Genomic DNA, 26,020 nt, shown 5'->3' on the forward strand with positions numbered 1-26,020 from the left:
AACGCGAGCTGACGAGCACCACGGCACAACAAAGAACAAACAGCACTGGAGCGGTTGCCGCTCATTGGGTGCTGTTTTTTTATGAGCAAGGCGGACAAGAAAAAGAGCCATGAATATTTAATGAACATTTTGTGAATTCTAACTATGATATTTGGGCATGAAATTCATGAATGGCACTTGCAAAGCCGTTGACAATGCATTTAGTTGACTGCTATAATATTTGGTTTCGTTTGACAGGCACGTCCGAAAGGGGTATAATTATAAAGGAAAGAGGTGGTAGTACGCAATGGCTAAAAATGCGCTGTTGGAAATCAAACGAAGCCTTGAAGCCCACGTGGGTCAGAAGATTATGCTGCGTGCAAACGGTGGTCGGCGTAAGACCATCGAAAGAACGGGTGTATTGGAGGAAACGTACCCATCAGTGTTTATCGTGAAGCTCGATCAAGAGCAGCACGCATTTAAGCGCGTTTCGTACAGCTATGCGGATATACTGACCGAGTCCGTAGAAGTCATGGTGTGCCAGGATGATGGACAAGTTCGAATCACATATATTCAACATTAAGAACCGGGAACAATTACTAACGACAAAGACGCTTTGTCGTTTTTCTTTTGGACATACTAAGCTCTATCTCACATGGAGGAGGTAGTGCGATGAGCCGCAGAAGAGGCGTCATGTCCGAAGAGTTCAAGAACGAGCTGGCGAAGGAGCTAGGGTTTTACAACACCGTCCAGACCGAGGGTTGGGGCGGAATTAAGGCGAAAGATGCCGGGAACATGGTGAAACGGGCCATCCAGCTGGCGGAGCAAAAGTTAGCCAATACGCCGAAGCTTTAAGCGACCACCATACAGTCCAAACAAGCAGATACGATCGACCACAGGCTAAAGCGGCAATCCGCTTTAGCTTTTCTTTTGGGGGTTTGATATAATGTGGGAAGTTTTAGTTCAGCCCGGAGAAGAAGAAGGTGGCCTATGAAAGTATACGAGAAAGCCCCGGCGAAGATCAATTTGCTATTGGACGTGCTGCGCAAGCGGGACGACGGATACCACGAAGTCGAAATGATCATGACGATGGTCGACCTGGCCGACCGGCTCGAGATGACGGAGCTGCCGCGCGACACCATCATCATCTCCAGCCAGGCGGGCTATATCCCGCTCGATGAGAAAAATTTGGCGTTCCAGGCGGCGAGGCTGATCAAGGACCAGTACGACGTGCGCACGGGAGTCTATATCCATCTCGACAAGCGAATTCCGGTGGCGGCAGGGCTGGCCGGCGGGAGCAGCGATGCGGCGGCGACGCTGCGCGGCTTGAACCGGCTGTGGAAGCTGAACATCCCGATGGAGGAGCTGCAGGCCTTAGGGGCGGAGCTGGGCTCGGACGTGCCGTTCTGCGTCTCGGGCGGGACGGCGCTCGCTACGGGGCGCGGAGAGAAGCTGCAGCCGATCGGGGCGCCTCCGCAATGCTGGGTTATTCTGGCCAAGCCTCCGATCCATGTGTCGACTCAGGAGATCTACGGCAAACTGAACGTCCGGGAGATCGAGCGACACCCGTCGGTACCGAGAATGCTGCAGGCCATTGAGGACCAGCAGTTCGGCGAAATGTGCCAAGCGATGGGTAATGTGCTCGAGGACGTAACGGTGAGGGTGCATCCGGAAGTGAGGCAGATCAAGGAATGCATGATGAGGCTGGGCGCGGACGGGGTTCTGATGTCGGGCAGCGGGCCCACGGTATTCGGCCTGGTATCCAAGGAGGCGAAGGTCCCGCGGATCTATAACGGACTGCGCGGGTTTTGCAAGGACGTGTATGCCGTGAGGATGTTAACTTAGCTGTCATGGGTCTGACGGTCAGTTGATTGAACCCGTATATTCGTGTTATATTTCTTATATAATATTCGGAATCATCGGGGGTAACGCCATGAAAAAGCTCAAACGCAGCGCACGATTAGTAGAAATGACGCAATATTTGCTAGTCCGCCCCCACTCGCTAATCCCGCTCACCACGTTCGCCGAACGTTACGGCTCCGCCAAGTCTTCGATCAGCGAAGATCTGGCGATCATTAAGGAAGTATTCGAAGAGGAAGGCTTGGGCGAATTGCACACGCTAGCCGGCGCGGCGGGTGGTGTGAAGTTCACGCCGAAGGTGCCGAAGGCCGCCTCGATGCACATTCTGGAAGAAATCCGCCAAGTGCTGGAGCAGCCTGACCGTTTGCTCCCCGGCGGGTATTTGTATATGAGCGACATTCTCGGGCAGCCGAATCTGATCAATGAAGTCGGCAAGCTTTTTGCAACCGCATTCGCGGACCGGGAGCTGGATGTCGTGATGACCGTAGAGACGAAGGGGATCCCGCTCGCTTATGCGACGGCCTCGTTCCTGAATCTGCCGGTCGTGATCGTCCGCCGAGACAACCGGGTGACCGAAGGGTCGGCCGTGAGCATCAACTATGTGTCCGGCTCCACGAAGCGCATCCAGACAATGACGCTCGGCCGTAGAGCGTTGAAGGAGCAGTCCAAGGTGCTGATCATCGACGACTTCATGCGGGCGGGCGGCACGATCCAGGGCATGATCGACCTGCTGCGGGAGTTCAAGGCTTCCGTAGAGGGCGTGGGCGTCCTGATCGAATCTGCCGAGGTGGACGAGCACCTAATTGAGGATTATATTTCCGTAGCGAAATTGACCGCCGCCGATCCGAAAACGAAGCAGATTTCGGTCGTGCCCGGCAACTATTTTGAGGAAAGAGGGGCAGTTCAATGACACAACCATCCACGCCGAAGTTGCAACCGATCGCCACGAGCGCCGCACCGGCAGCCATAGGCCCTTATTCCCAGGCGATCCAGTTCGGCTCTCTCGTATTCACGTCCGGCCAAATCCCGCTGAACGCGGAAGGCCAGCTCGTAGAGGGCGGGATTGCGGAGCAGACGCATCAAGTGTTTCGCAATTTGGCGGCCGTTTTGGAAGCGGGCGGCGCGGCGTTTCAAACCGTCTTGAAGGCGACCGTATTTTTGAAGGACATGAGCCAATTCGGCGTCGTGAATGAGATCTATGCGAGCTACTTCGGCGAACACAAACCGGCTCGCTCCACCGTGGAAGTCGCGCGACTTCCGAAGGACGTGCTTGTCGAAATCGAACTGATTGCAACGAAACTTGTCGAAAACGATTAAAAATAAAAAAAAGTTTAGAAAATCCCCGATTAGCCGGAAAAAATTAGAAGGAATTTGATTCGCAATGTGGAAGTATACACCAAGTCTTGCATAAGGTAAAAGGTGGTGAACACATTGCAAATCACGGATGTACGACTTCGTCGGGTGAATTCCGAAGGCAGAATGAAAGCGATTGCTTCCATTACGATTGACAATGAATTCGTGGTGCACGATATCCGCGTCATTGACGGGAATAATGGTATGTTCGTCGCTATGCCTAGCAAGCGAACGCCGGATGGAGAATTCCGGGATATAGCGCATCCTATTTCTTCAACGACGCGGGAGAAAATCCAAGCCGCCGTTCTGGCGGAATATGAAAAAGTTTCCAGCGAAGAAGAGATGATTGAAGAAGGTGCGTAACTTAAACGCATGTCAGAGAGCCGAGAGGCTCTCTTTTCTTTTTGGCGGAATTGGGATATAGTCAGAATGAAAATCTTACGCCGGCCTTCCCGTTCCGAGGGACCGGCACGTGTGGAGGGGAAGCAAACGCATGAGGATTTTGGGGATTGTATTGGCGGGCGGACAAGGGAAACGAATGAAATCGAAATTATATAAAGTGATGCACCCGGTCTGCGGCAAACCGCTGGTCGGCCATGTAGTGGACGTGTTGGATGAAATCCAGGCCGACCGGAAGATCGTCGTGGTGGGTCACGGCGCGGAGACGGTCAAAGCCTACTTGGGCGACCGGGCGGAATATGCACTGCAAGCGCAGCAGCTCGGCACGGGGCATGCCGCAATTCAAGCGGAGGCGCTGCTGGAAGGCGATGACGGCATCGCGATCATCACCTTCGGAGACACGCCGCTTATTAGCGGCGACTCGCTCAAGGAGATGATCCGTCTGCACAGCGAGAGCGGAGCGGCGGCGACGGTCATGAGCGCGAAGCTGGACAATCCGTTCGGGTACGGGCGCATTATTCGCAATGCGGATGGCGATGTGGTGGGGATCGTGGAGCAGAAGGACTGCACGGAAGACCAGAAGCGGATTAACGAGATCAACACCGGGATTTGCTGCTTCGACAAGCGCAAGCTGTTCGAGGCGCTCAAGCAGGTGAAGAACGACAATGCACAGCAAGAGTATTATTTGACCGACGTCATCGGCATTCTGAACGGACAGGGCGACAAGGTCGTCGGCTATATCACGGCCGATGCCACGGAGGGCATGGGCATCAACGATCGCGTACAGCTGTCCGAGGCCGAGCAGGCGATGCGCGCGCGGATCAACCGCCGCCATATGCTGAACGGCGTCACGATCATCGATCCGAGCCATACGTATATCGAGAAGGAGGTCCGGATCGGCTCCGACACGGTCGTGTATCCGGGAACGGTGCTGAAGGGCCGCACGGTGATCGGCGAGGAGTGCCAGATCGGCCCCCATGCGGATATTACGGATTCGACCGTGAGTGACCGGGTCGCGATCCAGCATTCGGTGCTGCTCGAGGCGGAAGTAGGGGAAGAGACGACGGTCGGCCCTTATGCGTACCTGCGCCCGGGCGCCCGGTTGGGCCGGCAGGTGAAGATCGGCGACTTCGTGGAGATCAAGAACGCCACGCTCGGGGAAGGCACAAAGGTGTCGCATCTGAGCTATGTGGGCGACGCCCAGGTCGGTAAGAACGTCAACGTGGGCTGCGGCGCGATCACCGTCAACTACGACGGCTTCAACAAAAACCTGACGGTGATCGGAGACGACGCGTTCATCGGCAGCAACGTCAACCTGATCGCTCCGGTGAAGATCGGCGAAGGGGCTTACGTGGTGGCCGGCTCTACGATTACGCACGAAGTGGAGCCGGGCGACGTGGCAATCGCACGTGAACGGCAGACGAACAAGCCGGGCTACGCCGAGAAGCTGCGCCAGAGGTTCAAAGCTAATAAGGCGAAAAAATCGTAATAAGTGTTTCAGACCTCCTGCAATTGGGTAAAGTAACAGAGAATACCTTGTTGAAGGAGGAACGAGCATGCAAGCAAGTTTGAAAGCGGAATTGAGGAGCATGGAAGCGACCAAATCCGAACTGAAGGCGATGCGGGCGGGCGGACGCGTGCCGGCCGTCGTCTACGGCAAGTCGATCGGCAGTGTGCCGATCAGCGTGGATGAGAAGCAGATGAGCGCCCTGCTGAGGGGTCATCATAACGGCGTACTGACGCTCGAGGTACCCGGACAGGGCTCGCAGCCGGTTATGGTGGGCGGCGTGGATCGGCATAAGCTCAGCCGGGACGTGCTGCATGTCGATTTTCACCAGATCAACATGAGCGAGCCGGTGCTGGCGAAAGTACCGATCGACTTGGAGGGCGATTCACCGGGCGTCCGCGAAGGCGGGGTGCTCACGGCGCTCTTGCACGAGATCGAGGTACGCTGCCTGCCGGACAAGCTGCCGGCTGACCTGAAGGTCGACATCAGCGCACTGGGGACGGGAGACAGCTTGCTCGCCGGTGACCTGAGCCTGCCGGAAGGCGTCGAGCTGAAGACGGATCCGCACGCGGTCATCGTGACGATCCTCATCCCGCAGAAGGCGGGAGACGACCGTCAGGACGACGAGGAAGAGACGGCCGGAGAAGGCCGGGCCGAGGCGGGTTTGCCGGAAGCGGCGGAGACTACCTGATCGGATGGGCGACAAAGAAGGGTTACGATCCGCTTGGAATCGTAACCCTTTTGCCGTACAATCAGAGTTAAACCTGATGAAAAATCCGGGGTCCCACCAAAGTACTAGGACTAGACTTCGAAGGCCATCTTCACTTTGTGGGGTAGAAATAAACCCGGGGTCCCCGCAAAGTACTAGGAATTCACTGCGAAGGCCATCTTCACTTTGTGGGGTAGAAATTAGTAACCGGGTCTGGAGATGAACGTGAAGCACTCCCGGTGATAGTAAGTCTGATTGATTTTGATGAAGGTTTGCGTATACCGTTCCACGATGCCGATATCCTTGTGGAGGTCGTCCAAGTACACCTGAATGGGAACTCCGTGCTCGATATGGTCTTGAAAATGGCGGTCGTCAGTAATGATTTGACCGTTGGTATACATACGCATACGTTCACCTACACTTACCCCTAAGATATTAGCTATGACAATGCAGCGTTCCGTTTTGTTGCACGCACTCATACGTTTTGGAGGAAATATTTCGATGAAGTGGATCGTAGGATTAGGCAACCCCGGCACGCAATACGCGAAGACCCGGCATAACATAGGCTTCATGGCGATCGATGAGGCGGCGAAAGCTTGGGGCATCTCGATGACCCCGCAGGCCAAGTTCAAGGCGGTTGTGGGCGAAGGGCATGTAAAGGGGCAAAAGGTATTTTTGATCAAGCCGATGACGTACATGAATTTGTCCGGCGAATCCGTCCGCGCGTTCCTGGACTTCTATAAAGCGAGCTTGGAAGACGGGCTCATCGTCTATGACGACCTGGACACGCCCTTCGGGCAAATTCGCCTTCGCTATCAGGGCAGCCCAGGCGGGCATAACGGCATCAAGTCGATCATCCAGCATACCGGGACCCAGACGTTCGACCGCATTCGGGTCGGCATCTCGAGACCCCAACCCGGCTTCGATATAGCCAATTACGTGCTGGCCGATTTTCGCAAGGAAGAGGAGAAAGAGCTGCCCGGCATTCTAGCGACAACGCTGGAAGCGATGGAATACAGGCTGGAGAATACGTTCGAACGCACGATGGCCAAGTTCAACAAATAAAGGGGCCGAGAAGGCTAAAACGGCCGATTCCCGTCCATACTAGAAACAGAATCACAGGGTCGTAACACGGCCCAAGGGTAGTCTAGGAAGGGATGGGAGATGAACATGAACGTCAATTATGTATGCCGGCACTGCGGGGCTTCGATGGGGAGCATCGGGGGCCGGGAAGTGAGCGAATACCAGCTGGGGTTCCATTTCTTGACCCCCGAGGAGCGCAGCGATATAATTACTTATAATACCGGCAACGGCGATATAACCGTAAAGCTGACTTGCGACTATTGCGCGCAAGCGCTCGAACGCAATCCCGAGCTGAATCTCATAACCAGTCCGCTGCAGTAGCGGTTCTTGTGTGCTAGTATCGGTGAACAAGACCTTGGCAGGCCCGCCTAGGTCTTCTTTTTGGTGGTCTTATGGACATAAGAAGTTCGGGGTTTCCGCATAGGAACAGGAATAGGCTTCGAAGGCGTTTCGTCCCTTTGTGGGGTGAAGAGAGGAGCGGCATTATGCAAACAATTGTTCGGAGCTTCTCCGAAGATATGGATTTTCAAACGATCGTAGCCGGCATCAAGTCCGGCATGCGGGAGCAGCTCATCTCCGGACTGACCGGCTCCTCGCGGCAAGTGATGATCGCGGCGCTGGCCGGCCAGCTGGAGCAGCCGCTCTTCGTCGTGACGCACAACATGTTCTCCGCGCAAAAAATTACGGAGGACCTGCTAGAATGCTTGCCCCCGGACCAGGTGATCCTGTACCCGGCGGGCGAGCTGCTCGTCACGGAAGCGGCGGTTGCGAGCCCCGAGACGTCGGCGCAGCGGATCGACGCTCTGATGCGGCTGGCGAACGGCTTCCGAGGCGTGCTGGTCACGCCATTCGCAGGGGTGCGGAGGCTGATTCCGCCGGCCAGCGTGTTCGAGGAGGGCCGGCTCACGCTCCGCGTAGGCGATACCGTCGAGCTGGAGCGGCTGTTGCTCCGTCTCGTCAGCCTTGGCTACGAACGGGTGGACCGTGTCGACGCCAAGGGACAGATGAGCGTGCGCGGCGGCATTCTGGACGTATTCCCCTTAACGTCCGAGACGCCTTACCGGATCGAGCTGTTCGATGTAGAGGTCGACTCGATCCGCAGCTTCGACGTGGCCGATCAGCGCTCGATCGACAAATATGAGCACATAGACATCTCGCCGTGCAAGGAGATCATCGCGGATAGTAAGCGCTTGCAGAATGCGGCGCAGCATGCATCCGAGCTGCTGCAGGAGCAGCTGGCCAAAATGTCCGACCGCACGGTCCGGGACCGGCTCCGATCCGAAATCCAGCACGATATCGAGCTGCTGCGGGAGGGCCAGCATTTTCAAGGGATCTACAAGTACGTCTCCCTGCTGTATCCCGAGCGGCATACGCTCATGAACTACATCGGCAAGGAAACGGTGCTGATCATCGACGAGCCGGCGCGGCTGCAGGAAACGGCCAAGCAGCTGGACCGGGACGAGGCGGAGTGGACGACGAGCCTCCTCCAGGAGGGCAAGACTCTGCCCGGCTTCGTATTGTCGAAGACTTACGAGTCCCTGCTGCACCGGACCGCCTTCCCGACGCTGTACATGAGCTTGTTCCTCCGCCAAGTGCCGCAGACCCAGCCGCAAAATATCGTCAACTTCATGTGTCGCGGCATGCAGAACTTCCATGGCCAGATGCACGTGCTGAAGGCGGAGATGGAGCGGTGGAAGAAGACCGGTACTAAGGTCATCCTGCTCGCGAACGGCGAAGACCGGATCGAGCGGATGCGCCGGGTGCTGCACGACTACGACATCGAAGAGCCGCTGCTCGTGAACGGCAATTTGCAGCTCGGCTTCGAGCTGCCGTCCGTCCGCCTCGTCGTCGTAACGGAAGGCGAGATGTTCACGCAGAAAAACCGCAAGGTGCGCAAGGTCGACAAGAAGCTCGACAACGCCGAGCGGATCAAGAGCTACAGCGAGCTGAAGGTGGGCGACTACGTCGTTCACGTCAATCACGGCATCGGCAAATATATGGGCATCGGGACGCTCGAGATCAATGGACTGCACAAAGACTACATGCACATCCTGTATGCGGGCGGCGACAAGCTGTCCGTGCCGATCGAGCAGATCGATCTGATCCAGAAGTACGTAGGCTCGGAGGACAAGGAGCCGAAGGTCTACAAGCTGGGCGGCGCGGATTGGACGAAGGTGAAGAACAAGGTCCGCAGCACGGTGCAGGACATCGCGGACGATCTGATCAAGTTGTATGCGGAACGGCAGATGACGTCCGGGTACGCGTTCAACAAAGACTCACCATACCAGCACGAATTCGAGGGCATGTTCCCGTACGAAGAGACGACCGACCAGCTGCGGGCGATCGAGGAGATCAAGAAGGATATGGAGGAGCCTCAGCCGATGGACCGGCTCTTGTGCGGCGACGTCGGCTACGGCAAGACCGAGGTGGCGATCCGTGCGGCGTTCAAGGCGGCGATCGACGGCAAGCAGGTAGCGGTACTCGTGCCGACGACGATTCTCGCGCAGCAGCATTACGAGACGTTCCGAGAGCGGTTTTCCGGCTACCCGTTCCAGATCCAGGTCCTCAGCCGATTCCGCTCCAAGAAGGAGCAGAACGATACGATCAAGGGCATCAAGGCCGGAACGGTCGACGTCGTGATCGGGACGCACCGGCTGCTCTCCTCCGACATTACGTTCAAGGACTTGGGCCTGCTCATCGTCGACGAGGAGCAGCGGTTCGGCGTGTCGCACAAGGAGAAGCTGAAGCGGCTGAAGATGAACGTGGACGTGCTCACGCTGACGGCGACCCCGATTCCGCGGACGCTGCACATGTCCATGCTCGGGGTGCGGGACTTGTCCGTCATCGAGACGCCGCCGGAGAACCGGTTCCCGGTGCAGACGTACGTCGTCGAGCACAGCAATGCGCTCACCCGGGAGGCGATCGAGCGGGAGCTGGCGCGCGAAGGCCAGGTGTACTATCTGTACAATCGGGTGCAGGGGATTAACCAGATGGCCGAGCAAATCTCGATGCTCGTCCCGGACGCTAAGGTCGGCGTGGCCCATGGGCAGATGTCCGAGCAGGAGCTCGAGCGCACCATTCTCGACTTCCTCGACGGCGAATACGACGTGCTGGTCAGCACGAGCATTATCGAGACCGGGGTCGACATCCCGAACGTCAATACGCTAATCGTGCACGATGCCGACAAGATGGGGCTGTCCCAGCTCTATCAGCTCCGAGGGCGGGTAGGGCGCTCGAATCGGATCGCTTATGCCTATTTCACGTATCAGCGCGATAAAGTGCTCACCGAGGTGGCGGAGAAGCGGCTCCAGGCAATAAAAGAGTTTACAGAACTAGGCTCGGGGTTTAAAATTGCGATGAGGGACTTGGCCATTCGGGGAGCCGGCAATTTGCTCGGCGCGGAGCAGCACGGGTTTATCGCCTCCGTCGGCTTCGATTTGTACTCCCAAATGTTGGGGGAAGAAATCGCCAAGCGCAAGGCCGAAATGTCCGGCACGAAAGTGGAACAGGCGAAGCCGGTCAGCACGCAGCTCGATTTGGCGATCGACGCCTACTTACCTTCCGACTATATTTATGATAGTATGCAGAAGATCGAGTTGTACAAGAAAGTGGCCAATATCCGTACCTTACAGGAAGCCGCCGATTTGCACGAGGAGATTGAAGACCGGTTCGGCGATTTGCCTACGGCGGTATTGAATCTGTTGACCGTAGCGAGACTCAAGGTGTATGGAGCGCAGTACGCCATCGAATCGATTGTGCAAAAAGGAGAGGATATCCACCTCAAGATCGATCCACGGGAGAACGGCAAGCTGAACGGCCAAAAGCTGCATTCGCTGTCCACTCAATTCGAAGGCCGTATCAAGCTGATCGCAGGCGCCCAGATTCTCATCCAGGTCAAATGCCGAAACTTGAACGGAGTCCAATCTGTGGAACTCGTGGAGCGGTTTTTGGAGCAATATAAAGAGGCCATCAAATCGAAAGGGGAGTTGCAAGATGTTGCAAACCAATAGCAAATTGACACGCAGACTGATGCTCGGCTTAATTGCAGTTGTCCTGACGATGACGGTCTTAAGCGGATGCGGCAAGAAAGACGGCTCCAAAGAAACCGGCTCCGTAGTAGCCACGTATAAGGACGGGGGGAAAGTAACGAGAGGCGAGTTCGACAAATATGTCGGCGCCACGAAGTTCTTCTACCCGATGTATGCCCAATACGAAGCGGATCCCGCGTTCCAAGAGCATATGATGAACCAGCTGATCGCTTTCCGTCTGCTCTCGAACAAGGCCGACGACGCGACGAAGAAGGATGCCGACACGAAGACCACGGAACAGATGAAGCAGATTACGGATTACTTCAATCAACAGGGTAAGGACGCCTTGACCACCCAGCTCAAGGAATATGCCATCACGCAGGACGATCTGAAGGACTACGTGAAAATGAGCATGGTCGTCCTGGGCTCGGCCGAGAAGCAAGTGACCGACGATCAAGTGAAAACCAACTATGATGAAAAGCTGGCGGCCAAGGCGCTGGACGTCGTGACGGTCCGCCACGTTCTCGTCATGCTGCAGGATGAGTCCGGCAAAGATCTGCGCACGAAGGATGAAGCGCTGAAGCGTGCCAATGAAGTGAAGGACAAGCTTAAGGCGGGAGGCGACTTCGCGGCGCTCGCGAAGGAATATTCCGACGACGGCGGGTCCAAGGACAACGGCGGGCAATACGCCGACGCCGATCCGAACCAATGGGTCGAGAACTTCAAGAACGCGGCCCTGACCTTGCCGCTGAACCAAATCAGCGAACCGATCGAGACCGAATACGGCTACCACGTCATGAAGGTCGAATCGCGCAAGACCAAGACGCTCGACGAGACGAAGGCCGACATCAAGTCGGAGCTCGCCGAGACCGTCATTACGAACTTCATGGACAAGGACTTGCCGACCTACGACATTAAGATTACCGGCCTGGCCACGGCTACACCTACGCCGGCGGCCTCCGTGGCGCCTTCGGCGACGCCTGCCGCGACGGCGACCCCTACGGCTACGGGGACACCGGCCTCCACGCCGACACCGGCGAAGTAATCCGTTTGGTTCTCTCCGCAGACCCTGCTATAATAGCAGGGTCTGTTGTTGTTCGTTCGGAGTTGTCCGGGGCCTTCGGGAATGTATAAGAAATTGGGAGCAGAAACATACTATGGGCAGACAACAAAGTCAACTCCAGTTTCGATAAAAACCAACCGTCATATCCAACATCTTTGGAAAGAGAGGCACGATCGAGATATGAAAGCTACTGGAATCGTACGTCGGATTGATGATTTAGGCAGGGTGGTCATTCCCAAGGAAATTCGCCGCACGTTGCGCATTCGCGAAGGAGACCCGCTCGAAATATTCGTGGACCGGGACGGCGAGGTCATCCTGAAGAAGTACTCTCCGATCGGAGAGCTGGGCGATTTCGCCAAGGAGTATGCGGAGTCGCTGTACGAAAGCACGAACCATGTGACGATCATCTCGGACCGGGACACGTTCATCGCGGTCGCCGGAGGATCGAAGAAGGATTACATGGAGAAGCAAATCGGCCAAGCCGTCGAGACTTGTATGGAGAATCGCCGGTCGACGCTGGAGACGAACGGCGGGCAATACGATCTGGCGAAGGATCTGAGCGAGACCTACAGCTCTTTCGTTATCGCCCCTATCGTAGCGGGCGGTGACCCGATCGGCGCGGTCATCCTGCTGTCGAAGGACGAGTCGGTCAAGATGGGGCAGATGGAGCTGAAGATGGCCGAGACGGCTGCGGGGTTTCTGGCCAAACAGATGGAGCAGTAAGGGTGCGCAGAAAAGCTTTCGCGGGAGGAGAGATCGTTCTTCGCCGGGAAGCTTTTTTTGTTGGGCGGGGTGGGTTTGCGTCCGTCGAAGCCAAGCGCTTATAATAAGCAAGTATGCATGATGGGACGTCAGTACAACCGCTGAGGAGGCCAAGATCGTGAACGACCGGAGCCGCTCTATCCCTAAACCGGCCGGTCGGCTGTGGCAAGGCGCCGCCATTCTGGGTCTGGCCGCCGTCATCTCCAAGGTGCTCGGCACGATTCAGAAAATTCCGCTGCAGAACTTAGCGGGCGACGCCGTATTCGGCATTTATAATGCGGTGTATCCGCTTTATACGTTCCTGCTCGTGCTGGCGACAGCGGGTATCCCGATCGCGGTATCGAAATTCGTTTCCGAGGCCGTGGCGGAGGGACGGCCCTTGGAAGCCCGTCGTCTCTTGAAGCTGACGAACGCACTGATGGCCGGGACGGGCCTCTTAGGGTTCGGGCTGCTGTACGGCGGGGCCGAGACGATCGCCGGTTGGATCGGGGGCGCCGACACGGCACCGGCGATCCGCAGCATTTCGTTCGCGCTCTTGGTTATGCCCGTGACGGCTGGGTTGCGCGGGTATTTCCAAGGGCTGCACGACATGGTGCCCACCGCGGTGTCCCAGGTGGCCGAGCAGGTCGTGCGCGTGGGCGTGATGCTCACGCTGCTGCTCGTGCTCGTCGGCCGCGGGGCGTCCGACGCGACCATTGCCGCCGGCGCGACCTTCGGCTCGACGGCGGGGGCGGGCGCCGCGCTGCTAGCGGCGCTCGGGTTCTGGCGGGCGCACCGCGCCCGCCATGTGGCCGCCGGCCGCGCACTCGCGGCGGAGGCGCCGGGCGACGGCGCCCGCAAGCGCGAGCCCGAACCGACCGCGGCGCTGCTGCGGCGGTTCGTGGCGTATGCGCTGCCGGTGTGCCTCGGCGCCGTCGTGCTGCCGCTGCTCACGCTCGTAGACACCTTCACGATGCCGCGGCTGCTGCAGCACGGAGGGGGCTTGGACGAAGCCGCCGCGATGGCGGCCTTCGGCCTGTACAACCATGGGCTGCCGCTCGTGCAGCTCGTCTCGATGATCGTGACGTCGATGTCGGTCGCGCTCATCCCCGCGTTGACCGCGGCCAGGCAGTGCGGCGACAACACGGCCATCCGGCGCATGGCGGGCGTGTTCCTGCGCTTCGGCTGGCTCGTCGGCCTCGCGGCTTCGGTCGGCTTGGCCGTGCTGGCGCGGCCGCTCGACCTCATGCTGTACGGCGCAAGCGAAGGCGCCGGCGTCATGGCGATCCTGGGCGCGACCGCGGCGTTCGCCGTCGTGCAGATCGTTGCCGGCACGCTGCTGCAGGGGCTCGGGGCGGAGCGCGCCCCGGCCTACTACTTGCTCGCCGCCGCCGGCGTCAAGATCGGCCTCAACCTGCTGCTCATGCCCCGCTGGGGCATTCATGGCGCCGCGGTTGCGGCGGTGGCGGCCTACGCGACGGCGGCCGCGCTCAGCTGCCTGCGGCTGCGCCGCTTGCTCGGCCCAGCCGCGCTCGAGCGGCCCGCGCGCCCGCCAGCCGCTGCCGCAGCGCGTGCCGCCGAGCCTGCCGGCGTCAGCGCTGCCGGCGCCGTCGCGCGGCCCGTGCTCGCCGCCGCGATCATGGCCGCCGGCCTCGCGCTCTGGCTCGCCGCCGCAGCGCTGGCGCTGCACGCCCTGCCGGTCGCGCCGCCGGAGCGGGCGGCGCAGACCGTCGTGGCGCTCAGCGCCGTAGCGGGAGGCGGCCTGCTCTATGCGGCCGCGTTGTTCCGCGTCCGCGCGATCTCGGCCGCAGAGCTCGCGGCCCTGCCCGAGGTCGGGCCGAAGCTGGCACGGCTGGCCGCCCGGCTGCGCCTCATACCTATCGAAGAGAGGAAGCGATCTCGATGAACGGCTCCATAGTAGTCGTCGGACTCGGCTCCGGAGACGAGAATCAACTGACCCTGGGGGTCTGGAAGCGGCTGAAGGCCGCCCGGACCGTCTATTTGCGCACGGCGGATCATCCCGTCACCGCTTGGCTCGACCAGGAGGGCATCGCCTACCGCACGTTTGACGCGCTCTATGAAGCGCAGGCTTCGTTCTCGGAGGTGTACGAGACTATCGCGGTGCACCTGCTGCAGGAGGCGGCGGAGACGGGCGGCGAGATCGTCTATGCGGTCCCGGGCCACCCGATGGTCGCAGAGGCGACGACGCAGCTGCTGCGCGAGGCTTGTCCCCACGGCGGGATCGAGCTGACGATTGTGGGCGGCGAGAGCTTCCTCGATCAGGCGTTCACGCGTCTCGGCTTCGACCCCATCGACGGCTTCGTGCTGCTCGACGCGACCAGTCTGGAAGCGCACAAGCCCCAGCCGCGCCTGCACACGCTTATCGGACAAGTGTACGATACGTTCACAGCGTCCGAGGTCAAGCTGTATCTAATGGACACGTACCCGGACGACTACGAGGTGGTTGTGGGGCACCAGCTCGGCGTGCAAGGCCGGGAGCGGATCGAACGGGTGCCGCTGTATGAGCTGGACCGGCTGGAAGGGTACGGGAATTTGTCGCTCATCTGGGTGCACCGGAGCGAGGACGACGAGATGCGGAAGCGCTCGTTCGACCGGCTGCACGAGATTGTGGAGATTCTCCGCAGTCCGGAAGGGTGTCCGTGGGACCGGGAGCAGACGCACGCGAGCATCCGCAAGAACTTGATCGAAGAAACGTACGAAGTGCTCGAGACGATCGATGACGACGACCCGGACGCCATGTGCGAGGAGCTCGGCGACCTGCTGCTCCAAATTCTTCTCCACGCCCAGATGGAAGCCGAGGCGGGCGCGTTCGACGTGTACGACGTGCTGGAGGAGCTGCATGACAAGCTCATCCGCCGCCATCCGCACGTCTTCGGGGAACGCGCCGCCCAAGACGCCGAGGAAGCGCTGAAACACTGGAACGCCATGAAGCTCGAGGAAAAGCGGGCGAAGGGGATCGACACCGGGCGGCAGTCAGCGCTGGCGGGGGTGCCTCGAGATTTGCCGGGTCTCATGAAGGCGTACAAGCTGCAGAAGAAGGCGGCGCAAGTCGGCTTCGACTGGAAAGAGGCGGAGGACGTGTACGCGAAGATCGAGGAGGAGCTTCTCGAGCTGCGTCAAGCCTCGGCTGAGGAGCAGACGGACGAGTTGGGAGATTTGCTGTTCGCTGTCGTCAACTTGTCTCGATTCCTGAAGGTGGATCCGGAGGAGGCGCTTGCGTCCACGAACCGCAAATTTGTGCAAAGATTTTCCTATATCGAGGAGCAATTAAGCGCTCAGGGGAAGAATTTGGAACAATCCAACCTGGAAGAGATGGAAGTTTTATGGCAAGAAGCAAAAAAACTTTCGAAATCTACGCATTCTTAGAAGGATTTTTCCCACCCATACAGAATACATACTACTTGTGCAGGCAAACCAAAGCGTTAGCGCTAATTCTTTTAGGAGGAATTTACTAATGAACAAAACAGATTTGGTAAACAACATCGCTACAAAAAGCGGATTGTCCAAAAAGGACGTAGAATCGGTACTGAACAGCTTCCTGGGTGAAGTAACGGACGCACTGTCCTCGGGCGACAAAGTTCAACTGATCGGTTTCGGCACGTTCGAGACTCGCACGCGTTCCGGCCGTACGGGCCGCAACCCGCAAACCGGCCAAGAAATCAAAATCCCTTCTTCGAAGGTGCCTGCGTTCAAAGCCGGCAACAAGCTTAAAGAAGCGGTAAAATAATGCGTCTCGACAAATTCCTGAAAGTCTCCCGATTGATCAAACGCCGCACCGTCGCGAAGGACGTGTCCGACCAAGGTCGAATCTGGGTGAACGGACGGGAAGCGAAAGCGAGCACGACGATCAAAGTCGGGGACGAGCTCATGATTCAATTCGGGCAGAAGCGGGTCACCGTACGCGTGGATCGAATCGTGGAGACGACTCGCAAGGACGAAGCGGCCGAGATGTACACGGTGCTTCGCGAGGAATCGAATGCGTCCGACTGAACCGGTCACAGAAAAGAGGCCTATCCATAGCGATAGCGCCTCTTTTCTTTATCCCCACAAAGTAATGCTAGCCCTCGCAGCCTATTCCTAGTAGTTTGCGGGACCCAGAAAACATAATCGGTTCTAAAAGTAGACAGCCCTCCATACGTTAGTGGTAAGAGGAGGGGTACAGGCTATGATGAATGACCATGGGAAAGTGAAGCGGCAAGAGGTGAAGATGCTGAACCGGAAGCTGCTGGAGATTTCGGGCGTTCTGAACGTGGAGAGCTTCGACAGCGAAGAGTTCCTGCTGGAGACGGAATGCGGCTTCCTCGCGGTGAAGGGACAAAATCTTCACATTAAGAATTTGAGCCTGGAGCAAGGGTTGGTCGCGATTGAGGGACTGGTGAACGGCCTAACCTACCTGGACTCGAATACCCACGAGAAAACGAAGGGCTTTCTAGGTAAGCTGTTCAAGTGACGCTCGAGACGCAATTCATTACGCTGTTGACGATGATCGCCATCGGAGCGGGCATGGGTGCCATCTTCGACGTGTACCGCGTGCTGTCAAGCCAGTTGCGTGTCCCTCGCTGGATGATACCGCTCCTCGACATCGTGTATTGGATTTTGTCGACCCTTCTCGTCTTCCGCGGTTTATACGCCAGCAATTCCGGACAAGTCCGCATCTACGTCTTTATCGGCCTCTTGGCGGGCGGCTGGCTGTATTACCGGCTGTTCAGCGCCATAATGGTCCGGATCGTTTTGTTTTGCATCAACTTGGTCAAGCAGTTCGTTCGATTGTCGATCCGTACATTCCAATGGACGGTCATTAAGCCGATTGTCCTGCTTTATAGGCTTGTTGTTGTAATTTTCGGATTTTTGATTGCGGTTGCTGTTTTCCTCTATAAAATTGTGTTACAATTACTGTACCCATTCTGGGTTCTATTCCGTAAACTGTTCGGCTTGTTCCGGCCTCTGTTGAAGTTCCCCTCGTGGTTGAAGCCGTCCTGGCTCCTCCAGCCTGGGCGCAAGCTGGCCAAGCTATGGAAGCGGTTGTTCGGCAGGAAGCCATGACTGGCCTATCTCCTTGCCCGGCTCCCGCACTTACAGAACGCGTTTAGGAGGTCCCTTTTCGATATGCGTCAACCTGCAACGGACACGAAGCTCGAACAACCGCATAAAGGCTCCCGTCGTCGGGTGCGGCTCTTACTGATCACTTTGTTCGGTTTCCTGGCCTGGGCCGGCGTGATCGCCTGGAACCAGCAAGCCCGGCTCGACGCCAAGTCCGCTCAAGCGAGCGAATTGGATACGAAGCTTACGGAGACTAAGAAGCTGAACGCCGACTACAAGAAGGAAGTCGAACGGCTGAACGATCCGGAGTACATCCTGCAGAAGATTCGTAAGGAATATCACTATACGAAGCCAGGCGAAACGTTGTTCTACACGCCGAAGTCGTAACCTCCCGGAGGCTTTGCAGCGCGTATTGACCTGATTTTAGCGATCTTGTATAATCTGCATAGCTGCTCTTTTCGGTTAGCGCTGGGGATACGACCATTTTGTCCGACGGATGCGCAAGATCTGCTCCCGCTGCGTAAGCTAGATCAAGAGAACCACTCTTAACAATTCTTAGGGAGGAACGTTTCATTCTATGGCAATTGAAGTGGGCACCAAATTAGAAGGCAAGGTGACAGGCATCACACATTTTGGTGCATTCGTCGAACTGTCGGAAGGAGTCACCGGACTCGTTCACATTTCCGAAATTGCCGACAACTATGTCAAAGATGTGAATGATCATCTGAAGCTTGAGGACAAAGTGTTGGTGAAGGTCATTAATGTGGACAAGGACGGCAAGATCGGACTGTCGATCAAGCAAGCGGTCGATAAGCCCCCCGGGGAACAGCGACCTCCGCGTCCGGAAAGACCCTTCAACCGGGATCGAGGCGATGACCGTGGTGGAGCCGGCCGTTTCGATCGTGGTGGCCGCCCAGGCAAACCTCCTGTGAATAAGATGTCGTTCGAAGACAAGATGTCGCGTTTCCTGAAGGACAGCGAAGAGAAGATTTCGTCCCTGAAGAAGAACACGGAAGGCAAGCGGGGCGGAAGAGGCGCACGGCGCGTCTAACTCGCCTAAGCGAATAAGCCTGTTCATAATCCGCATCGAGCTGGTTTCGCCGCTTGATGCGGTTTTTAACACTGTCGGCTTTGTTGACAACCCAATCCCGCATCGTTTATACTGTCGTATGGATATGGCGGCGTAGCTCAGCTGGCTAGAGCGTTCGGTTCATACCCGTAAGGTCGGGGGTTCGAGCCCCTCCGCCGCTATCGTTATCTGGAAGCAAGAACCGCCTTGCAGAACTGTTTCTGCAAGGCGGTTTTTCTTCATTCATATTTCCTAGTGGTCAGTTGATCCAAGCCCTTGAATTCATACCCTTGACTTCGGGCATTGTCGATGATCCGGCTCAAGGCGTCCGCGTTATCTTTGGAAATCGTGTGCAGCAAGATGACCGCCCCGGGATGGAGCTGAGACACGACCTTCTCATAGGCATAGTTCCCACCGCGTTGGTCGTTCACTTCCCAATCTTTATAAGCGATGGACCAGAACACGTTCGTATACCCCAGCTCCTTGCTGGCCGCCAGCATCCGATCGCTGAATATCCCTCTTGGCGGGCGCAAGTACCGCATCTCCTTTTGATCCGTTAATTGCACGACGGCTTCGCGTACCTTATCCAATTCTTCCTTCATTTTCTCATTTGAAATTTGGGTCATATCCGGATGGCTCCATGAATGATTGCCGATCAGGTGCCCTTCGCTTACCATTCGCTTCACTAACTCCGGCTGATCTTTCACATAATGTCCGGTAATGAAAAAAACCGCCGGTACCTGCTTCTCCTTAAGGACATCCAAGATTTTAACGGTATACCCGTTTTCATATCCGTTGTCGAACGTTAAATACAGTTCCTTTTTGCTCGTATCCCCAAGAAAAATGGCGTCGTGCTTCCGCACGATGTCCTTAAAGCCTTCCTCGTTAATGGAAGGAAGCTGCCCGTTCTTGCTCTTTTTAAACCCGAAGTGATACGGATGATCCGCGCTGCCGGCTGCCTCCGCCATCGAAGGGAGGAGCAGCATGAAGGCGGTCAATAGGATCAACAGGATTGGATAACGTTTCATTAATCTCAATAGCTCCATTCTTATAGGCTTGGAATCGGGAGTAATATGCCACGAAGCGCCATATCATATTCGGGTGGGCATCATCGTATAAGTATGCCGGGAATTAACCATTATATAATACGGTGTATGAAAAGGAGGATGCCGCTTTGCGTCTTATTGTAATCATCGCACTCGCGCTTCTAGTCGGAATGGCACCGGCTGGTACGTCTGCCTTATCGGCACAGCAGGATCAGGACAAAGAGGAAGTTGCCGCCTTCTTAACCCAGCTGTTCAAGGATCGCAACGAATTTCTGCTCAATCAGCGTCCGGAAACCATCGACAAATACTACATCGAAACGCAAACCGGAAGCCGCTACGCCTTTCAGATGGAAATGAGGCGCATGAAGTACACCAGTTTGTGGGCGGAAAAGCGCGGCATCCGTTTTATAGCGGCGGAACCCGGAATCCGAATCACCCGTTTCAAAAGGGAGGGGGATACGGCGAAATTGGCGTTAGTTCAGTCAACCCAAATCACATATGCCTACAAAGCGACCGATCTGCCGCCACAAACGTTCGGAGTCGGTACACGACATGCTCTGACCGTAAAAAAAATGGACGGGGTGTGGAAGGTGCTGCGTGAATGGTATTTGGACCCGCTGGAAGAGAACCCGGATCTAATTCCGGATTCACCTCAAGGGTTTCCTCATCCTGTCGTCAGCAGGCCCGAACAAGCCCCGAATAAGGGAACCCGATACAATCGCGAACGCGCATTGGAATATGCCAACAAATACGCGGGTTTGGCCTGGGGAGCGGGGAATAACAACCGGTACAACCAGAAGTACACGGACTATACGTCGCTTGGCGGAGACTGCACCAATTATGTATCTCAGGTGCTTGGTGATCCCAAGGAAGGCGGCGGGTTAAAGATGACCGGCACATGGAGGTACTCGGGAGCTGGGAGCCGCGCATGGGTGCAGACGGATGCATTCGGACGTTTCCTGCTGTATTCCGGATATGGGCGGCAGGTTGCAAAAGGTACTTTCGGCGAAATTACCCAATCCAGCGACAAATTCCCGGATGGCGCGATAGCGAAATTGCAGCCGGGCGATGTGATCGGGTATATTCTTCACGGAGACGTCGATCATTTTTCGGTCATCGTCGGTCATGATGCGGGCGGGTACCCGTTGGTCAACTCTCATACCGTAGACCGGTATCGCGTGCCGTTCGACCTCGGGTGGGATGATAAGACCAAATATCTGCTCATTCATATTAATGATTAATCGGAAGGTACCGGGAAGTCTATCCGGATAAACTCGTTCATACAATCCATATAGGACGAGCTTTATTTGGGGTGAACACATGAGACTTCCTCCCTTCCTCAAACAAACGGCGCTTCGGACAGGCGCTATTTTTCTTGTGAAATTGATCGGAATCGCCGCGCGCATTCCTTTGTTTCGGATACTCGGATCGGAAGGGACCGGGATTTACCAAATCGTGTATTCGATTTACGGATTTGCGCTTACTATGCTCACCGGCGGTATCCCTACATCGTTAGCCTTAATGACGGCCAAAGACAAGGAGCGGGGCTGGCACTTTTTAAAAGGCTTAATTCTCCCTCTTACGGTGTTCGGAGCGATACTTGCTTTGGTTTTTTATGCACTTGCCCCCTCTGCGGCCCATTTGCTCGGAGATGGCCGTCTGGCGTTTTCAATCCGCTGCGTGGCGCCGGCTTTGTTCATTGTTCCCGTGCTTCACCTATTTCGCGGATATCTGCAAGGCCGCGAATTTCATGGGTACATCGCGGCTTCCGAGCTCCTTGAACAAACGGTTCGGGTCGGTACGATGCTTTTGCTTGTCGTTTTATGGGTGGACCATGGCGTTTACGCAGCGGCCGGAGGCGCTGTCTTCGGTGCGGTTACAGGCGCTTGCATGGCCTTATGGTTTCTTTGGCTCATCCTGTACCGTAAAGACTCTTTCATGCGAACCGATGACAGGAAGTATAAGGAAACGTTGCGTCGCCTATTTTTGGGATCGGGGCTCTTATTCTTTTTTAAAACGTCCTTTGCCATTACGTTAACGCGTATCATTGTGCCGACATCCGATTTTTTAGATGCGTTAATCATCCCGAATCGGCTGCAAGAATCCGGCCTCAGCCAATCGAAAGCGATCTCGATTTTCGGGGAAATGAACGGCATGGCCTCTACAATTGTCTATTTGCCCACAATCTTAACGGCCGCCATCTCCTATACGATCGCCGCGAAATTATCCAGAGATTGGCAGAACCCCAATAAGAACGATTTTGTTAGACGCTCTCGTATGTCTCTGGAAATTGGATGGCTATGGGGGATCGGGGTCATGATGATCCTGTTTTTTCAAGCGGATGAGCTTTCCAAGCTTATTTTTGGGAATGAAGCGATTGCCGATCCGATTCGCTTAATTGCTCTCTCCCCCTTGCTAGCCGGGATGCGCGAATTGACAACCACAATCCTTTGGGCGAGCGATCAAAAAAAAGCGCCGCTTGTCGGGTTGCTGCTTGGCCTCATCGTCTCGGCCATTGTGGCCTACGTTTTTACGGCTATTCCGGGATTTGGTTATGAAGGCGTGGCGCTTAGTGTATTGGCTTTGGAAGCAACATCGCTGTTATGGAATATGGCCGTTTTGCAAAGGGGGCATAAAAAAGTTGTTCCTGTGCTGCTGTTAGCAGCGGATTTTATTTTCCTCGTGGCCCTCGGGTTCCTGTTTACCCATCTAAACAGCCTTTTACCGCAAATTGGTATCGATGCAGAGCCCGGATTCCTCCGGTCCGCCCAGGAGGTGCTGCTTTTGGCCGGTTGCATCGCCCCTTATTTGCTGGTTCGTTTTTGGAGGAAAAACCGATAGTTCGAAGTCGAAAGGCAGAGCGGGCTTATTTTATTTGTCGTATCCTTCCTGAGGCTTGTTCAATCGACAGGGATCTTCTAATTTCTGCTAGAATTGGACGGCGGTTTAGCAGCTTGCTAGACGAATTAGGGCGGTACGAGCCTGACACGTCTTACGAGACGATCCTCCCCCTTCCTTTCCCGATAAGGGCTCGCGCCCCTTTTTACGACGCAATGGTTTTTGTCGGAAAATTCTTCTACTCTAGCTCCTGATTCTGACAAACTTTATGCTAGACTCCCCCTATAATAGGGAACACACCGAAAACCGATGAAGGAGTGTTCCCGATATGCAGAAGTGGAATTTGTTCAACCCGGCTTCCACCCCCTTGGCAGGAACCGCGATGCGGATGAAGAATGGCACGAAGCAAGCGCTGGCGGAGAATCGGCTCGTTCAATCGCTTGTGGCCAAGAAGTGGGCCATCCTGCTTCTCGCCATGGCGTTTCTCTTGGGCAAGGCGATGATCCTGCAGCAGCTCACTCCCTTTGCAATCGCCTACTTCGCGGTTGTCTATTTTGCCCGGAAAGACTTGATCCGCTGGGTGGCACTTGCCCTTGTCGCCGGTAGCTTGTTCTCCGTCGAGATCAAGACCGGCTATATCGTCACCGAGATGATCGTCTTCCTGCTCTTGCAGAAGGGGCTGGAGAAATACGAGCACTCGGAAGTGTCGTACGCCCCGTTCCTCGTCTTCATCTCGGCGTTTACCGTGCAGCTCTTCGGCTATATGGTCGATACGGAGCTCACCTGGTACACGCTTATGCTTACCGCGGTAGAGGCGGGACTCAGCTTCGTCCTTACGCTCGTCTTCACGCAAGCGATTCCGGTGTTCACCCTGACCCGCAAAAATTACAGCCTCAAAAATGAAGAAATCATTTGTCTCATTATATTACTCGCTTCGGTCATGACCGGGATGGTCGGGTGGATGGTGCAAGACGTGTCGCTCGAGCACGTGATGTCGCGCTACCTGATCCTGCTGTTCGCGATTGTGGGGGGAGCTCCGCTCGGAGCGTCGGTCGGGGTGATTACGGGCCTCATCCTGAGTCTGGCCGACGTGAATGCGATCTACCAGATGAGCTTGCTCGCGTTCGCGGGGATGCTCGCCGGCTTGCTGAAGGAAGCGAACCGGATGGGGGTCGCGCTCGGAATGCTGCTCGGGTCGTCCATCCTGTCCGTCTATATCGGCAATCAGACCGAGGTGCTGCATTCTACGTGGGAGTCGGTCGCAGCGGTGCTGCTCTTCCTGCTGACCCCCAAATCCGCGCTGCGCACGATCGCCAAATATGTGCCGGGTACCCAGGAGAACCTCAAGTCCCAACACGAATACGCGAAGCGGGTCCGGGATATTACCGCCGGGCGCGTGGAGCAGTTCTCGGAGGTATTCCGTCAGCTGTCCCGCAGCTTCAAGCAAATCACCCAATCCGATGAGAAGGAGCAAAAAGATGAGGAAATTGGACACTTCATGAATGCGGTTTCACACCAGACGTGCGCGAATTGCTATAAGCGCAAGCAATGTTGGGATGCCAGGTTCTACGACACCTACTCTTATATGACGGAGATGATGAGCGCGATCGAAGCGAAGCCGGCGTTCAGCCGGAAGCAAATTCCCGCCGAGTGGAAAAAAGTGTGCGTGCGTACCGATCAAGTGCTGGAGGTGATGAAACACCAGTACGAGCGTTACAACACCGACCGGCATTGGAAGAAGCAAATTCAGGAGAGCCGTCAGCTCGTGGCCGAGCAGCTGACCGGCGTGTCCCAGGTGATGGAGGACCTGGCCAAGGAGATCAAGCGGGAAGGGCATGAGCTGTTCCTGCAGGAAGAGCAAATTCGCCAAGCGCTGGAGGAGCTTGGCTTGTCGATCCAGAGCATCGACATCATCAGCCTCGACGAGGGCAATGTGGAGATCGAGATCGTGCACCGGTACACAAAGGGCTTCGACGAGTGCCGGAAGATCATCGCCCCGCTGCTCTCGGACATTCTGGGCGAGCAGGTGGCGGTTCGCCATGAGGAGAGCTTGCCGCGCGGAGAAGGGTACTCGACCGTCGTGTTCGGCTCGGCCAAGGAGTACGAGGTCGAGACCGGCATCGCCGGCGTGGCGAAGAACGGCGACTTGCTGTCCGGGGACAGCTTCAGCACCGTCGAGCTGGGCAACGGCAAATTCGCGGTCGCGATCAGCGACGGCATGGGCAACGGCGAGCGCGCGCGGGCGGAGAGCCGCTCGGCGCTCGATATTCTGCAGCAGCTGCTGCAGTCCGGGATGGAGGAGAAGCTCGCGATCAAGTCGGTCAACTCGGTGCTGATGCTTCGCTCCTCGGACGAAATGTTCGCGACCGTCGATGTGGCGCTTATCGACCTGTACAGTGCCAATACGACGTTCATGAAGATCGGGTCGACGCCCAGCTTCATCAAGCGGGGAACGGAAGTCATCCCGATTTCGGCCAACAACTTGCCGATCGGCATTCTGAAGGACATCGACGTCGACTTGGTCAGCATGCAGCTGCGCCCGGGCGACCTGCTCATCATGATGACCGACGGCGTCTTCGATGCACCGGGGCACGCAGTGAACAAGGAGCTGTGGATGCGCCGGGTCATCCAAGAGCTCGAGGCGGACGATCCGCAGGGGGTGGCGGATCAGCTGCTCGAGCGGGTCATCCGGCAATATCGCGGCGATCTGCTGGACGACATGACCGTCGTCGTGGCGCGGATCGACAAGTTCCAGCCGGAATGGGCCACATTCCGCATGCCCGGACTCACGCGGATCGAGCGTCCGCGGACCGTGAGCTAAGGCGCGCGGTTCTCCTTGGCGGTCGACCGCCGCCGCTCGCGCGCGAAATCGCCCGGCTGGGCCGCTGGGTTGCGGGCAGCGGGGCGAGGTAGGATGTGAAAGGCGAGCCTTAGGTTGCGGTAGTCGTGGCGAGGTGGGGCGTGCAAGGCGGGCCGCTAGGTTCGGGCGGCAGACCGCGGCACGGTCGATGGCCCGGTGGGGCCGCGTATCTTGGCAGACATTCCGGAGGATCCGAGGGATGGCCGCTTGATCCATACGTTGACATAGAGGGGCCGTCCCATTCGACGGCCCCTTATCGGGTTTTGTAGTGTCGCGGGATGCGGTGACCTAAGGGGACTATCTCGGCTGCTCGCCGCATAATCCGGTCTGCCTGGGAAGAGGGATTTTCTCCCTCTTTTTGGCCCGAATTGGCGGGAAAAGAGGATAGGAGGGGGAAAAGCTCCCTCTCTTTTCTGACCTCCGG

26 protein-coding genes and 1 tRNA gene are annotated in these 26,020 nt (G+C 56.7%); 25 read left to right on the forward strand and 2 right to left on the reverse strand.

Features of this window, described 5'->3' with window-relative positions:
- Positions 1 to 286: 286 nt before the first annotated feature.
- The 8 genes from veg (at position 287) to ACI5FR_RS28845 (ending at position 5,789) form a co-directional block, all read left to right on the forward strand.
- Positions 287 to 562 (forward strand): biofilm formation stimulator Veg, encoded by a 276-nt coding sequence (gene veg / locus ACI5FR_RS28810; RefSeq protein ID WP_405460942.1) that lies wholly within the window; start codon positions 287 to 289, stop codon positions 560 to 562.
- Positions 563 to 651: 89 nt separating this feature from the next.
- The gene (locus tag ACI5FR_RS28815) at positions 652 to 834 is read left to right on the forward strand and encodes a small, acid-soluble spore protein, alpha/beta type (protein ID WP_405460943.1); all 183 of its coding nucleotides are present in this window, start codon (positions 652 to 654) and stop codon (positions 832 to 834) included.
- Between the two features lie 135 nt (positions 835 to 969).
- The gene (gene ispE, locus ACI5FR_RS28820) at positions 970 to 1,824 is read left to right on the forward strand and encodes a 4-(cytidine 5'-diphospho)-2-C-methyl-D-erythritol kinase (RefSeq protein WP_405460944.1); all 855 of its coding nucleotides are present in this window, start codon (positions 970 to 972) and stop codon (positions 1,822 to 1,824) included.
- A gap of 88 nt (positions 1,825 to 1,912) precedes the next feature.
- The gene (gene purR / locus ACI5FR_RS28825; RefSeq protein ID WP_405460946.1) at positions 1,913 to 2,749 is read left to right on the forward strand and encodes a pur operon repressor; all 837 of its coding nucleotides are present in this window, start codon (positions 1,913 to 1,915) and stop codon (positions 2,747 to 2,749) included.
- Positions 2,746 to 3,156, forward strand: coding sequence for a RidA family protein (locus ACI5FR_RS28830; protein ID WP_405460947.1), 411 nt, complete (start codon positions 2,746 to 2,748; stop codon positions 3,154 to 3,156). Before purR ends, ACI5FR_RS28830 begins: the two co-directional genes overlap by 4 nt.
- 114 nt (positions 3,157 to 3,270) lie before the next feature.
- The gene (gene spoVG, locus ACI5FR_RS28835; protein WP_405460949.1) at positions 3,271 to 3,555 is read left to right on the forward strand and encodes a septation regulator SpoVG; all 285 of its coding nucleotides are present in this window, start codon (positions 3,271 to 3,273) and stop codon (positions 3,553 to 3,555) included.
- 130 nt (positions 3,556 to 3,685) lie between these two features.
- Positions 3,686 to 5,080 carry a bifunctional UDP-N-acetylglucosamine diphosphorylase/glucosamine-1-phosphate N-acetyltransferase GlmU gene (glmU, locus tag ACI5FR_RS28840; protein WP_405460951.1) on the forward strand — a complete coding sequence of 465 codons (1,395 nt, stop codon included), beginning with the start codon at positions 3,686 to 3,688 and terminating at the stop codon, positions 5,078 to 5,080.
- A 67-nt stretch (positions 5,081 to 5,147) separates the two neighbouring features.
- On the forward strand, positions 5,148 to 5,789 hold the full coding sequence (locus ACI5FR_RS28845; protein ID WP_405460952.1) for a 50S ribosomal protein L25: 642 nt from the start codon (positions 5,148 to 5,150) through the stop codon (positions 5,787 to 5,789).
- 218 nt (positions 5,790 to 6,007) lie between these two features.
- Here ACI5FR_RS28845 and ACI5FR_RS28850 read toward each other — a convergent pair whose 3' ends face one another.
- Entirely contained in the window at positions 6,008 to 6,208 is a 201-nt protein-coding gene (locus tag ACI5FR_RS28850; protein WP_405460954.1) for a hypothetical protein, read from the reverse strand.
- 100 nt (positions 6,209 to 6,308) lie between these two features.
- On the opposite strand from ACI5FR_RS28850, the gene pth reads away from it, so the two are divergent.
- From pth to ACI5FR_RS28920, 14 genes are all read left to right on the forward strand, one after another.
- On the forward strand, positions 6,309 to 6,872 hold the full coding sequence (gene pth / locus ACI5FR_RS28855; protein ID WP_405460956.1) for an aminoacyl-tRNA hydrolase: 564 nt from the start codon (positions 6,309 to 6,311) through the stop codon (positions 6,870 to 6,872).
- A gap of 105 nt (positions 6,873 to 6,977) precedes the next feature.
- Entirely contained in the window at positions 6,978 to 7,211 is a 234-nt protein-coding gene (fin, locus tag ACI5FR_RS28860) for an anti-sigma-F factor Fin (protein ID WP_405461025.1), read from the forward strand.
- A gap of 164 nt (positions 7,212 to 7,375) precedes the next feature.
- Positions 7,376 to 10,900, forward strand: coding sequence for a transcription-repair coupling factor (mfd, locus tag ACI5FR_RS28865; protein WP_405460958.1), 3,525 nt, complete (start codon positions 7,376 to 7,378; stop codon positions 10,898 to 10,900).
- Positions 10,884 to 11,963 carry a peptidylprolyl isomerase gene (locus ACI5FR_RS28870; RefSeq protein WP_405460960.1) on the forward strand — a complete coding sequence of 360 codons (1,080 nt, stop codon included), beginning with the start codon at positions 10,884 to 10,886 and terminating at the stop codon, positions 11,961 to 11,963. The genes mfd and ACI5FR_RS28870 overlap by 17 nt, the downstream gene beginning before the upstream one ends.
- Before the next feature lie 198 nt (positions 11,964 to 12,161).
- Positions 12,162 to 12,704, forward strand: a complete 543-nt coding sequence (gene spoVT / locus ACI5FR_RS28875; protein WP_405460961.1) for a stage V sporulation protein T — start codon at positions 12,162 to 12,164, stop codon at positions 12,702 to 12,704.
- A gap of 157 nt (positions 12,705 to 12,861) precedes the next feature.
- Positions 12,862 to 14,628, forward strand: coding sequence for a putative polysaccharide biosynthesis protein (locus ACI5FR_RS28880; protein ID WP_405460963.1), 1,767 nt, complete (start codon positions 12,862 to 12,864; stop codon positions 14,626 to 14,628).
- Positions 14,625 to 16,109, forward strand: a complete 1,485-nt coding sequence (gene yabN / locus ACI5FR_RS28885) for a bifunctional methyltransferase/pyrophosphohydrolase YabN (protein WP_405460965.1) — start codon at positions 14,625 to 14,627, stop codon at positions 16,107 to 16,109. Before ACI5FR_RS28880 ends, yabN begins: the two co-directional genes overlap by 4 nt.
- 88 nt (positions 16,110 to 16,197) lie before the next feature.
- A complete protein-coding gene (locus ACI5FR_RS28890; RefSeq protein ID WP_405460967.1) occupies positions 16,198 to 16,470 on the forward strand; it encodes an HU family DNA-binding protein in 273 nt (90 codons plus the stop codon).
- Positions 16,470 to 16,733: an RNA-binding S4 domain-containing protein gene (locus ACI5FR_RS28895; RefSeq protein ID WP_405460969.1), complete on the forward strand. Its 264-nt coding sequence runs from the start codon at positions 16,470 to 16,472 to the stop codon at positions 16,731 to 16,733. Before ACI5FR_RS28890 ends, ACI5FR_RS28895 begins: the two co-directional genes overlap by 1 nt.
- 178 nt (positions 16,734 to 16,911) lie before the next feature.
- On the forward strand, positions 16,912 to 17,193 hold the full coding sequence (yabP, locus tag ACI5FR_RS28900) for a sporulation protein YabP (RefSeq protein WP_405461027.1): 282 nt from the start codon (positions 16,912 to 16,914) through the stop codon (positions 17,191 to 17,193).
- Entirely contained in the window at positions 17,190 to 17,786 is a 597-nt protein-coding gene (gene yabQ / locus ACI5FR_RS28905) for a spore cortex biosynthesis protein YabQ (RefSeq protein WP_405460971.1), read from the forward strand. Before yabP ends, yabQ begins: the two co-directional genes overlap by 4 nt.
- A 63-nt stretch (positions 17,787 to 17,849) precedes the next feature.
- Positions 17,850 to 18,170 carry an FtsB family cell division protein gene (locus ACI5FR_RS28910; RefSeq protein ID WP_405460973.1) on the forward strand — a complete coding sequence of 107 codons (321 nt, stop codon included), beginning with the start codon at positions 17,850 to 17,852 and terminating at the stop codon, positions 18,168 to 18,170.
- 190 nt (positions 18,171 to 18,360) lie between these two features.
- Positions 18,361 to 18,834 (forward strand): S1 domain-containing RNA-binding protein, encoded by a 474-nt coding sequence (locus ACI5FR_RS28915; RefSeq protein WP_405460974.1) that lies wholly within the window; start codon positions 18,361 to 18,363, stop codon positions 18,832 to 18,834.
- A 126-nt stretch (positions 18,835 to 18,960) separates the two neighbouring features.
- Positions 18,961 to 19,034 (forward strand) — tRNA-Met (locus ACI5FR_RS28920).
- 57 nt (positions 19,035 to 19,091) lie between these two features.
- Here ACI5FR_RS28920 and pdaA read toward each other — a convergent pair.
- Complete coding sequence (gene pdaA, locus ACI5FR_RS28925) at positions 19,092 to 19,880, reverse strand: delta-lactam-biosynthetic de-N-acetylase (RefSeq protein WP_405460976.1); 789 nt, start codon at positions 19,878 to 19,880, stop codon at positions 19,092 to 19,094.
- Between the two features lie 146 nt (positions 19,881 to 20,026).
- Here pdaA and ACI5FR_RS28930 point away from each other — a divergent pair, with 146 nt between their 5' ends.
- The 3 genes from ACI5FR_RS28930 (at position 20,027) to spoIIE (ending at position 25,557) form a co-directional block, all read left to right on the forward strand.
- The gene (locus ACI5FR_RS28930) at positions 20,027 to 21,139 is read left to right on the forward strand and encodes an amidase domain-containing protein (RefSeq protein WP_405460977.1); all 1,113 of its coding nucleotides are present in this window, start codon (positions 20,027 to 20,029) and stop codon (positions 21,137 to 21,139) included.
- A 79-nt stretch (positions 21,140 to 21,218) separates the two neighbouring features.
- Positions 21,219 to 22,739 carry an oligosaccharide flippase family protein gene (locus ACI5FR_RS28935; protein ID WP_405460979.1) on the forward strand — a complete coding sequence of 507 codons (1,521 nt, stop codon included), beginning with the start codon at positions 21,219 to 21,221 and terminating at the stop codon, positions 22,737 to 22,739.
- A gap of 325 nt (positions 22,740 to 23,064) precedes the next feature.
- Entirely contained in the window at positions 23,065 to 25,557 is a 2,493-nt protein-coding gene (gene spoIIE / locus ACI5FR_RS28940) for a stage II sporulation protein E (RefSeq protein WP_405460980.1), read from the forward strand.
- Positions 25,558 to 26,020 lie beyond the last annotated feature (463 nt).

The sequence above is a fragment of the Paenibacillus sp. HJGM_3 genome (assembly GCF_045062745.1).
In the GTDB taxonomy this organism is placed as follows: Bacteria; Bacillota; Bacilli; order Paenibacillales; family NBRC-103111; genus Paenibacillus_AA.

Coding starts and splice junctions, on each gene's coding strand:
- veg (WP_405460942.1), top strand. CDS start 287: ATGGCTAAAAATGCGCTGTTGGAAATCAAACGAAGCCTTGAAGCCCAC.
- ACI5FR_RS28815 (WP_405460943.1), top strand. CDS start 652: ATGAGCCGCAGAAGAGGCGTCATGTCCGAAGAGTTCAAGAACGAGCTG.
- ispE (WP_405460944.1), top strand. CDS start 970: ATGAAAGTATACGAGAAAGCCCCGGCGAAGATCAATTTGCTATTGGAC.
- purR (WP_405460946.1), top strand. CDS start 1,913: ATGAAAAAGCTCAAACGCAGCGCACGATTAGTAGAAATGACGCAATAT.
- ACI5FR_RS28830 (WP_405460947.1), top strand. CDS start 2,746: ATGACACAACCATCCACGCCGAAGTTGCAACCGATCGCCACGAGCGCC.
- glmU (WP_405460951.1), top strand. CDS start 3,686: ATGAGGATTTTGGGGATTGTATTGGCGGGCGGACAAGGGAAACGAATG.
- ACI5FR_RS28845 (WP_405460952.1), top strand. CDS start 5,148: ATGCAAGCAAGTTTGAAAGCGGAATTGAGGAGCATGGAAGCGACCAAA.
- ACI5FR_RS28850 (WP_405460954.1), bottom strand. CDS start 6,208: ATGTATACCAACGGTCAAATCATTACTGACGACCGCCATTTTCAAGAC.
- pth (WP_405460956.1), top strand. CDS start 6,309: ATGAAGTGGATCGTAGGATTAGGCAACCCCGGCACGCAATACGCGAAG.
- fin (WP_405461025.1), top strand. CDS start 6,978: ATGAACGTCAATTATGTATGCCGGCACTGCGGGGCTTCGATGGGGAGC.
- mfd (WP_405460958.1), top strand. CDS start 7,376: ATGCAAACAATTGTTCGGAGCTTCTCCGAAGATATGGATTTTCAAACG.
- ACI5FR_RS28870 (WP_405460960.1), top strand. CDS start 10,884: ATGTTGCAAACCAATAGCAAATTGACACGCAGACTGATGCTCGGCTTA.
- spoVT (WP_405460961.1), top strand. CDS start 12,162: ATGAAAGCTACTGGAATCGTACGTCGGATTGATGATTTAGGCAGGGTG.
- yabN (WP_405460965.1), top strand. CDS start 14,625: ATGAACGGCTCCATAGTAGTCGTCGGACTCGGCTCCGGAGACGAGAAT.
- ACI5FR_RS28890 (WP_405460967.1), top strand. CDS start 16,198: ATGAACAAAACAGATTTGGTAAACAACATCGCTACAAAAAGCGGATTG.
- ACI5FR_RS28895 (WP_405460969.1), top strand. CDS start 16,470: ATGCGTCTCGACAAATTCCTGAAAGTCTCCCGATTGATCAAACGCCGC.
- yabP (WP_405461027.1), top strand. CDS start 16,912: ATGAATGACCATGGGAAAGTGAAGCGGCAAGAGGTGAAGATGCTGAAC.
- ACI5FR_RS28910 (WP_405460973.1), top strand. CDS start 17,850: ATGCGTCAACCTGCAACGGACACGAAGCTCGAACAACCGCATAAAGGC.
- ACI5FR_RS28915 (WP_405460974.1), top strand. CDS start 18,361: ATGGCAATTGAAGTGGGCACCAAATTAGAAGGCAAGGTGACAGGCATC.
- pdaA (WP_405460976.1), bottom strand. CDS start 19,880: ATGAAACGTTATCCAATCCTGTTGATCCTATTGACCGCCTTCATGCTG.
- ACI5FR_RS28935 (WP_405460979.1), top strand. CDS start 21,219: ATGAGACTTCCTCCCTTCCTCAAACAAACGGCGCTTCGGACAGGCGCT.
- spoIIE (WP_405460980.1), top strand. CDS start 23,065: ATGCAGAAGTGGAATTTGTTCAACCCGGCTTCCACCCCCTTGGCAGGA.